Genomic DNA, 10,252 nt, shown 5'->3' on the forward strand with positions numbered 1-10,252 from the left:
ATTATTTATGAGTACCCTAACAGCTCAAAATACCAGCAATACTGATTTTAAAAAGACACTCAGCACATTAAAAGGGCACCTACTTTTTGGTACCTCTCACATGTTACCTTTTATCGTTGCGGGTGGTGTTCTACTGGCTCTTGCGGTAATGGCATCTGGTAAAGGTGCGGTTCCTGCAACTGGCATCTTGGCAGATATTTCAAATATCGGTATTAAAGGCTTAGTACTATTCCCAATCATTCTAGGTGGTTTCATCGGTTACTCAATCGCTGATAAACCAGCACTGGCTCCAGCCATGATTTCTTCTGGCATCATGGCTGACATGGGCGGCGGTTTCCTAGGTTGTATCGTGGCAGGTTTCCTTGCAGGTGGCGTTGTATACCAACTGAAGAAAATCCCTCTTTCTCCAAATATGACTGCTCTTGGTGCGTACTTTATCTACCCACTAATCGGTACTCTAGTATCAGCAGGTATCGTTCTATGGGGCATTGGTGAGCCAATCAAACTGTTCATGACTTCAATGAACGAGTTCCTTGCTTCAATGGCTGGCGCATCGAAAGTGGTTCTAGGTGCTATCCTAGGTGGTATGACTGCGTTCGACATGGGTGGTCCAATCAACAAAGTGGCAACGCTATTTGCTCAAACTCAAGTTGATACTCAACCATGGCTAATGGGTGGTGTTGGTATTGCAATCTGTACGCCTCCTCTAGGTATGGCTCTTGCAACTTTCCTATTCAAGAAGAAATTCTCTAAAGAAGAGCAAGAAGCAGGTAAAGCAGCAGCAATCATGGGTTCAATCGGTATCTCTGAAGGTGCTATCCCATTCGCAGCAAACGACCCAATGCGCGTTCTTCCTTCAATCGTTGCGGGTGGTATCGTAGGTTGTGTGTTCGGTTTCCTAACTGACATCCTGCTACACGCACCGTGGGGCGGTCTAATTACAGCGCCTGTATCAAGCAACATTCCAATGTACGTCGTGGGTATCGCTCTCGGCTCTCTAACAACAGCACTTATCGTTGGCTTCTGGAAACCAGTCGCTGAAGAACAAGCTGAAGAAGTTGAAGCAGCACCAGTTCAAGCAGCGGCAGTCGCTCCAGTGGCAGGTGAAGGCGAGTACGATGTAGTTGCAGTAACTTGTTGTCCATCAGGTGTTGCACACACTTTCATGGCAGCAAAAGCGCTAGAAAAAGCAGGCGCAGCAGCAGGTATCAAGATCAAAGTAGAAACACAAGGTCAAAACGGCATTCAAAACCGCATCACTGACCTAGACGTAGCCAACGCGAAACTGGTTATCCTTGCTCACGATATCCAAGTGAAAGATGCTCATCGCTTTGCAAACGCAAAAGTTGTTGAATGTTCGACAAAAGAAGCGATGAAACAAGCTGCGACTCTAATTCAAGCGTAATGAACGCAACGATTAGACAAGATGTGATTTAACGATCACTAAGCACTAAACAAATCCGATACTTTCCTCGAGAGTGTCGGATTTTTTATTTAATGGGTATTGCATTAACACCAACATTTCACGCGAAGTGCATCACAAACATTATCGACTTTTTGTCTTTACACTTTGGCTTTACCAGTCTCCCCCATAAGCTAAACCTCGTTGTTATTTTATTGGCGATTCACAATGAATTTGTCCCTAACACTCAACATTATCGATATCATTGAAGAACAGCTGCCGAATAAGGTTACTATTCAAGAGATCGCTCAGCAGTGTGGTTTCAGTCGATCCTACTTACAGCATCAGTTTAAGGCGACCGCTGGACTTTCTATCTCTCAGTATCAAAAACATCGATTAATCAGCTTAGCTGCGCAACAACTTGCTCACAGTGACCAGCGTGTTCTTGATGTCGCGGTTGAATATGGCTTCGAATCGCAAGAGGCATTTGCTCGCGCATTTCGCCAATATACCTGTACTCAACCCTCCCAGTTGCGTGGTCGAGAAATCTGGGCTGAACGCATGTCATTCCCACGCCTCAATATCAAGCATCTCCACCTTCTCAGCTCGGTGCTGAGTTTGCCCTTGACGATAGTGTCGCAAGAACCTACGCGCTGGGGCTGCTATACCTTCACCATCAATAGCTCATCGAGAGAGATAGACATCATTATTCAAACCATAGATCAGGCTTACCAGCGCTTAATGGAGGAGCCGTTTTCCAACACCTTACCGCTTCATCGCGCACAAATCATGGAGTTCCGTGAACACAATCAAAACGTCAGTAGTACCTATCCTCTTTCTATAGCGATTCCTTTTGCTGATCACGAAACCATTCCAGCTTCGCTATTTGAGTTGCGTTTACCACAAACTCAACTTGCCAGTATTTCATTGCCTGAGCCAAACTACGTTACCATTGCTTTTAACCAGTTATATCAACGAGTCTATCAAGAGCACCAATGCTACTTTGCCGGCTTGCCGGCCTATTGGATTTACGATTATCAAACAGGTCAATTGCAACATAAATTCCCAGTTGAACTGCGAGTGCACGCCGAGGAAGATCGTACTTGGTTACTGTTTGACGAAAAGAACGAAGTGTTGCTTGATGAACGTCACTTGCCACTGTCATCACATTGGATTGCAGAGCCACAGCGTGCGGGCACTCGTCGCCTAACGACGCTGATCAATAACTTAACCGTATCGCTCCCCCCAACCGATACGGTTGAGAAAGTCATATTTAATCGGCCTGATCTCCACTCAACAAGCCAATACCAGTACTTTATTTGCTCATCAGCGCAACCGCATCTAATGATAGATAAAGCAGACCCCATTCATTGCGAAGGCCTTTATCTTCGAACTCGTTGGCGCGGTAATGACAGTCATCAATTAGAAAATGAAATTGAGAATTTCTACCTGCGCTTACTCCAACACGAACATTACCAATATCGTGCTGGCCCTGAAATCATTGAAAATATAAACGTTTCTCACGCTTTACGAGTCAATGAAGTTGAGCAAGGGGCAGAAAGTGATGATGACATCATTAGCTTTGAACTACTTACTCCGATATCCGTCAATAAACGTCTGTGACCGCGCCTAAATACGCCAAGTGCATCAGATAAAAAAAGACCGTATCTCTACGGTCTTTTTCTCATCACGATTCCTAACTAAAAGTTGACGAGGTGTATCGTTTGATGGGCTTTTTCCGGATGGGAAAATTGAACTTGTGCCATCTTGGGCGGACCTTGCAAGGCCGGGTTATTTGAATAACCAAAGCCTTCCACCGGCATACCATTCACACCAGAGGTTAGCTGCTGATTACTATCAACATCTTGATAGGCAAATATTGCATATTTGCCCACCGGTAAACCTTGTATGGTAATTCCCTGTTCAACTTGTTCCACCGAGTAACCCTGAGCATGGATACTTGGCATCCCCATCAGATCATCCTCCTCGGCATAGACCAACACAATCACCAATCCCGAATCCTGAATGTTTTTGATCGTCACTGATAGCGGTGCGACACCATCGCCATCCGCCTCTGCTTCAGGAAGTACCTGTGGTTGAAACAGCAAAGACAACAACAGCACTACCGAGACCGCCCCACCAAATCCCATACACAAACGTGTCTTTGCAGATAAAGTCGCTCGCTTTTCACGCATCCAAGCCGGAATCCAAATTGAAGCGGCGCAAATGATCACCAACAGCTCATAATGGCCCTCAAAACGTTGGCTCATCAACATCGGTGCCATTAAATAGATCATCACCGTGTGCCAAGCAAATACCTGTAGCGAATGGCGGCCAATGTAACTTAATGGTCGAAACACCAACCAAGTCGGTCGAAAACGGATAAGCACTGCAATCAAATACGCCCAAAGCGCAATGTTTAATGCTCTCAACCAACCCAATTCAGGCTTGTCAGCCAATGAATAAAGCACACCTTGGTGAATGCCAAACGAAAGAAACGCGCCGTGATGCATCGTCATAATCAAAACCGCCAACACACCACATACCAACGTAAGCGGTAATGAATACCAGTGAAAATCTGGATTATTAGCGGCAAAGCCAAATGCAGAAGCCACGACAAATAATAACTGCCATGCAAATGGGTCAAAATAACCCGTTTGTAACTTAAACTCTGTTGAACTAGAACTCAACAAGCCCACCAGTCCAGCATCATTGAGATAGCCCGCGGCGAGCCAAAGAGAAAAACTTACTGCCATCACCCCTTTCATCCAGCCACGTCGGTAAGCACACACTAGCGCTGGCAATATTGCGATATACATAATGTAGAGCGGTAAAATCTCGAGATAGCTTGGTTTATTGACCAGCAATAAGCTCCAGAACACCGTCAAAAAAGGCGCTTCTACAAGGTTTGAGAAGTTAGGTGATAGGGCCTCTGCCGCCTGTGGAAAGTAAATGACGCAGAAACCGAACCAAGTAAAGACCGTCAATAAACAAACGATATGATACCGGTAGATCTCCCATGCTCGTCTCCAAGCTTTGCGCTTTACCTCATTTATACGTTGAGTTGGTCGGCTATATATCGCTCCAGCCAGAAAACCCGAGACTAAAATGAACCCTTCAGCAGCACCAAATTGGCCTAAAGGTTGTAAGGTAAACGCTTGAAAAATCGAACTCCCACCACTAATCCAAAACAGGTGGTTGAGGGTCATAATAAGCAGCAATAGCCCTCGTATTGAATCTAACGCTGGAATGCGTTTCATCATCCTATTCCTTAATAAGATTAACATCAGCCTTTAGTGTGCAAAATATCTAACGTTTCGATCTGACCGATTGTGCACTGAACATGATCTCTCTAGGAATTTACTGATTGAACGTAGACACCAAAGGCAAGAATTCACGTTGAGCTCTGCGAAATTAAGTCCGTTTAGGGATCGCTGTACACGCGCTACCAAAGGAATCACGGAGAAGGAACAGGAGAAAAAAAGTAGTACAGTGAAAACAAAACAGCCGATGGTGAAATCCAATCGGCTGCTTAATTTCTCTTAAATCTTTTTGCGTAGTAAAGGATCGGCTAACAACAAAACCGTTGCTATGCATTCTTCTCCCGATTGGACGGATGAATCACCTTTACAGGAAAATACTTATCTTTAATAAACAGGCACGCGGCACCAATGAGCGCGACCACAGAGACAAAGAACAACGCATTCATATGTAAAAACCATGCGAAGATTGCTGCGAGAAACGCAATAAAAGTGATCATGCGGCTGTTTGTCATCACGTGACCTAATTTTCTATCCATAACTCCTCCTCTATCTACTGGAAATATCGAAAAAGCACGAACAAAACTAAAGAGCCGTTCCGTTATTGGCTGATAATAAGCCCAATGTGTGCAGTGAAATTATCAGCAAAATCGTATAAAAAAACCGCAAACAAGATCTCAAAATCATACTAACGGATGAGGCTATTAAAGGTTATGTGAGAGTGAACACAAATCGTTATCGAGCACTTAGATATAAGCATCAACAAAGAAATAAACCGTCATTATGATACTGGATATCACAACAAAGATTTTAATATAGATAGGCGCTAATTGACGCGAAATTCGAGCCGCAAGATACCCTCCAAACACACTGCCCGTTAATACGGCCAACCCCGGCAACCACGCAATCATATCTTGATAAACAAACACCACCATGGCACTCAAAGAGACGCCGCTCGACACAACCAATTTGAGACCGTTCATTTGATTAATGTCTTGGTACCCCGCCAGAATCAGATAGCTCAGTACCACAATGCCTAAACCCGCGTTAAAAAAGCCCCCATAAGCACTGACTAAAATCAATACCACGGGTAAAATCCATCTCGCTGTCCGTCGTTTCTCAAGCCAACGACTAAGATGCGAGCCGAACAGAAACAACAAGGTCGCAAAGAGCAATAACCACGGGATAGTACGAGTAAAAAGCTGCTCATTGATGGTAATAAGTAAGGCTGCCCCTATCGCGCCCCCCACCACGCTTAACGCAAGAATCACAGCCACTCTAGCGGGTTGATGCATAAAGTCATCGCGAAAGCCATAAGCCCCCGACACGTAACCAGCACTGACAGAAAAGGTATTGGTCGCATTCGCGACAATCGGTGAAATTCCGACCAACATTAATGCCGGAAAGGTAATAAAACTGCCTCCGCCCGCAACGCTGTTTATGACTCCACCAATCACTCCAGCAAAAAATAGCAACCACCAATCCATCCGCGTTCCTTCGCTTTATTTCGTTATCGCCAATTCATCTTTCCTTGATAGAAAATCACTCTACCGACAAAACAGCTAAATTTACATGCCACTTTAGCCGTGTGTTAGTCGAGCAACTCAGCCAATATATCCCGCCAACTTCGAACTTCATCACGAAAATATTGAGTCTGTTGCTCTGTCATTAGATTAATCACTTCAACCAAGTAAGTACGCCCAATCGTACTATTATGCTCAATACGTTTATAAAGTTGGTCAGAATAAAACAGCTCTGGGCTATAAAGCAGCGAGTTTAACAAAGCAGCCAATTTATCTGGGTTATGTCGCTGAGAAAACAGCCTTATGAGTTCGACTCTAAGTTGAGTTTGGTACTCAAACCATAACGGCGTCGTTACTTGTAAATCGGATGCCCAAGCATCGATAACCTTCAACTGTGAGGACGTTAGCGGCCCCAGCCAATCTTCAAGGTTTTCGCTAATTCTTTTTTTATAAAGAGCGATGAGCTCTGCTTCGTCTTCAGATTCTCGCTGATGCTTAAATTGCACATGACGCACTCGCAGTGCGTTCATAAACTGCTCAACCTGAGCATCACTCATGCTAGCAATCAACAGCGTAACGACTGGATAAAACCGATCTAATAACTGGGTTGAAAACTGACGCCAGCGAGCTTCATGCGAGATAAATTGGGCTTCGGTAAATGTACTAGGAGAAATCAGTAAAATTTGGTTCAATTCTGCAATATAGGCGGGAATTTCTTCGCGACGGTGCCACACGCTGGCATCCTCAATGGCATAGCTGATCACCTCTTGCTGATTATCATTAAGTTCAACAAACTCTTCAACAAAGCGAATCGCTATCCAATCGGCATTGTCATAGACAAATTTAGTCCCACAACCGCTGAGTGATAGACAGACCAACAGCAATAATAGCCAAGGTTTCATAGCTTCTCCCTGTTTCATCGTATCCTTCCACTACTGGTTATCGATATTAGCTTTAATCTATACCGCCAGCTTAACCACGAAGGTTCAAGCAGATTTGTACGAAAAATTGACATCAAACTGACTAAGATCCCAATGATCTTTTTGACAATACTCCATACTGCATTCAAATTATAACAAGCACTTACTCACTCTCGGCTGCAAAGTAGCCTGTTAGGAAGGAAAAACATGAAGAAATTAATGGCTGTTGCTGCGCTTGCCACCTTGTCACTCGCCGGCTGCGCAACACAATCTGAACCGAAACAAGCAACCTCACCAATCTGCCAGAACAAGATGCTCGCAGGTGGCTGGCAAGTTGCTGAAATGACGCCTGAAGTTGAGAAAGCAGTCGCAACATTAATGGATCGCATGAATACCGCTTCACCATTAAAACAAGTCAATGAAGTACGCAGTCAAGTTGTCAATGGAACAAACTATGCGATTGAAATTGAGTTGGAAAACGGTGAAATTTGGCACGCGATCGTTTATCGCAATATTCGCGGTGACTACATGATTGATAGCGTTGCTAAACAAGGCAAATTGTGCCCATAGCAATAACGTGATATCAAAACGAAATTTTCCGTTAGAATCGTGAAATCACTGCATTTAACGCCCAGTTAAGCTGGGCGCTTGCTTTTAATCATCAGCGAATTTTTGCAGCGCTTCACTACAAATATATTCGCCAATCGGTATCGCTGATGTTGCGGCAGGACTTGGGGCGTTGCAAACATTAAGCGATCGCGCGCTTTCACTAAACAAAAAATCATGCACTAATTGGCCATCTTTAGTCACGGCTTGAGCACGGATTCCCGCAGGATAGCTTTCTAGATCATTCAATCTAATCTCTGGGCAATACTTATTAACTAACTTCAAATACCCCGGCTTCCAAAGAGAGTTAAGCCACTCTTTAATACCCGTACTTAAATTTGCCCATGTCACCTTCCAAAAGCCGGAAAAACGCAACATCTGCAGCGTATCTTTAAGACTAAAGTTAAATCGGCCATAACCCTCTCTCTTCCATCCTTGGACGGCATTGGGGCCAACCGTCACCGAACCATCAACCATACGGGTTAGATGAACCCCCAAAAATGGTAATTGAGGATCAGGCACTGGATAAATAAGATGATTTACAATTCCGTTATGGCGCGACGCTAATCTAAAATACTCGCCACGATAAGGAATGATCTGAAAATCACTGGCGATACCCAACATTTTTGTGATGCGATCAGCCATAAGGCCTGCACAAGTAATTAAATACTGGCAATTTATTTGTAGAGTTTGCTCATCAGATGCACAGGTGAGTTGGACTTCGTCGTCAAGTTCAGAGATGCCAATCACTTCTATCCCTAAACGAGCTTCGCCTCCTAAGGAGATAAACTCAGCCACCATAGCCTGGGTTACACGTTTATAATCGACAATGGCAGTTTGCTGAACTCTAATAGCGGCTAAACCACGAATATTCGGCTCAGCCAGTTTGAGTTGCACCTCATCCAATCGCTCAACATCAATCCCATTTTGCTGGCAACGCTGATAAAGCGCATCTAGACGAGTCACTTCTAGTGAATTTGTTGCGACGATTAGCTTGCCACATTCCTCAAAGGGTATCTCATGTTGGGTACAAAACTGCTTAGTCGCTACGGCGCCTCTTACACAAAAATCGGCCTTGAGCGAACCTGGCGCATAGTATACTCCAGCATGAATAACCCCACTGTTGTGGCCGGTTTGATGCAGGGCATACTCTGATTCCTTTTCAACCAAAAGAATCCGTTTATCTGGCAATTTTTTTTTCAACTGCCATGCCGTCGAGGCTCCGATAATACCGCCGCCCACAATAATATAGTCGTACATTCCGTTGTTACTCTTCCGCGCTGAACTTCAGCTATGATAGCAAAGCAAAACAGTTAACTCTTTGACTTACATTGCAACGCTAATGACTCTTTTATCGGTGAACTACTTGAGTATGGAGAGCTTTATCTCTGTAAAACAGATAAGTGTATGGTAGCTAAACCAACTCACAATCCCAATGAATTTTGCGCCATCTTCAATAACAAAGTGCCAAGAGAGCAAAGTACTAGGCAAGACAAAATCAACTATCGCAGATAACCCGAACATAACAAAAAACACCAACAGCAAGGAGATATCTGCACTAAGAATTTTTTCACGAAATAGATAAAGATAAGCCAGCAACATCAATGCATAGGTCATCATAATGATGCTTTCAGGAATACCAAGCCATTGGGGATAAATGACTTCATGCAACATAAAGCAGTCATCTAGAAGCAGCACAAGACTGATCATACCCGCAAAAAAAAGTGACAGCCCACGATTACTTGGGTAGCCATATTTATTTAACAACAACGCGGTCATTAAGCAGACTGACGCAGCACCAGACCAAATAATAATCCCAATATTAGACAGAACGCCCGTCAAAGGATTTGCGCCGGAAAATGAAAGCGGATCTTTGGATAGCACTTCAAATGGAATGCCCATTTTTACGCTCATAATGACGGAAAATATTAATAAGCTCACAACCGGAATATAAACCATGAGCAATATATTTTTTGATAAGGAAAAGCAACCCTTCCATTTAACGTTCATTAACACCCCAATATCGAACAATTTAACTTAACTCGTACACTTAGCGTATCGACAAAGTAATTTGGAACGGAATAATACCGACTACTACTTTCTTGTCTAGTAATGCAGCACGTAAATATTGTTCAATTCGCATGAGTAGCAAATGTAAGAATTTGTTAGCAACTGTACAACACCAATAAATGGTATTCCTTAACATCAGTATTGTTTAGTTTTTAACAAAAAACTCTCTTGGCCATCTAAATCGATAGTTTTCTGAGGTTATAGATCTCTGCCACTTAGCCTTGCTTTTCCTTAGTGGCCATACCCACGTATATCCTTACAACGTCTTTAGCCTCATTCGATGTTTATTCGATGATTGCTGGGTTTCATTAAGCTTACTTCTAACGTCTTTTGTAAATGAAAGTGAATTTCGTCCCTGCTTACCAACAAAGATAACTTCATTATCGACGACTAATGCAGGCAAGATTTTTATATTACTCATATTTACACCCTGTTGAGATAATAACCTCTCCACTTCATAAAGGTCCATTT

Annotated in this window: 10 protein-coding genes; 3 read left to right on the plus strand and 7 right to left on the minus strand. The window is 43.6% G+C overall.

Annotated features, from left to right (window positions below; translation table 11 throughout):
• Positions 1-7 precede the first annotated feature (7 nt).
• Together RH88_RS16075 and RH88_RS16080 are read left to right on the plus strand one after the other, a co-directional pair.
• A complete protein-coding gene (locus RH88_RS16075) occupies positions 8-1,405 on the plus strand; it encodes a PTS fructose transporter subunit IIBC (protein WP_005597905.1) in 1,398 nt (465 codons plus the stop codon).
• Positions 1,406-1,630: 225 nt separating this feature from the next.
• On the plus strand, positions 1,631-3,025 hold the full coding sequence (locus RH88_RS16080; protein WP_005597907.1) for a helix-turn-helix transcriptional regulator: 1,395 nt from the start codon (positions 1,631-1,633) through the stop codon (positions 3,023-3,025).
• Positions 3,026-3,102: 77 nt separating this feature from the next.
• Here the strand turns inward: RH88_RS16080 and opgC are convergent, their stop codons facing one another.
• From opgC to RH88_RS16100, 4 genes are all read right to left on the minus strand, one after another.
• Positions 3,103-4,665: an OpgC domain-containing protein gene (gene opgC / locus RH88_RS16085; RefSeq protein ID WP_241212201.1), complete on the minus strand. Its 1,563-nt coding sequence runs from the start codon at positions 4,663-4,665 to the stop codon at positions 3,103-3,105.
• 326 nt (positions 4,666-4,991) lie between these two features.
• Entirely contained in the window at positions 4,992-5,201 is a 210-nt protein-coding gene (locus RH88_RS16090) for a hypothetical protein (RefSeq protein ID WP_005597911.1), read from the minus strand.
• A gap of 207 nt (positions 5,202-5,408) precedes the next feature.
• Complete coding sequence (locus tag RH88_RS16095) at positions 5,409-6,149, minus strand: sulfite exporter TauE/SafE family protein (RefSeq protein ID WP_005597913.1); 741 nt, start codon at positions 6,147-6,149, stop codon at positions 5,409-5,411.
• 104 nt (positions 6,150-6,253) lie between these two features.
• Entirely contained in the window at positions 6,254-7,087 is an 834-nt protein-coding gene (locus RH88_RS16100; RefSeq protein ID WP_005597915.1) for a DUF6279 family lipoprotein, read from the minus strand.
• A 225-nt stretch (positions 7,088-7,312) separates the two neighbouring features.
• On the opposite strand from RH88_RS16100, the gene RH88_RS16105 reads away from it, so the two are divergent.
• A complete protein-coding gene (locus RH88_RS16105; protein ID WP_005597918.1) occupies positions 7,313-7,675 on the plus strand; it encodes a cystatin domain-containing protein in 363 nt (120 codons plus the stop codon).
• A gap of 84 nt (positions 7,676-7,759) precedes the next feature.
• Here the strand turns inward: RH88_RS16105 and lhgO are convergent, their stop codons facing one another.
• The 3 genes from lhgO to RH88_RS23810 all read right to left on the minus strand — a co-directional run.
• Positions 7,760-8,971, minus strand: a complete 1,212-nt coding sequence (lhgO, locus tag RH88_RS16110) for an L-2-hydroxyglutarate oxidase (protein WP_005597920.1) — start codon at positions 8,969-8,971, stop codon at positions 7,760-7,762.
• A 102-nt stretch (positions 8,972-9,073) separates the two neighbouring features.
• Complete coding sequence (locus RH88_RS16115) at positions 9,074-9,721, minus strand: hypothetical protein (RefSeq protein WP_241212202.1); 648 nt, start codon at positions 9,719-9,721, stop codon at positions 9,074-9,076.
• A gap of 316 nt (positions 9,722-10,037) precedes the next feature.
• Positions 10,038-10,252: hypothetical protein (locus tag RH88_RS23810; protein ID WP_005597924.1), on the minus strand; the 215-nt coding region annotated here is incomplete at its 5' end.

Source organism: Vibrio scophthalmi LMG 19158 (assembly GCF_000222585.1).
GTDB classification, from domain to species: domain Bacteria; phylum Pseudomonadota; class Gammaproteobacteria; order Enterobacterales; family Vibrionaceae; genus Vibrio; species Vibrio scophthalmi.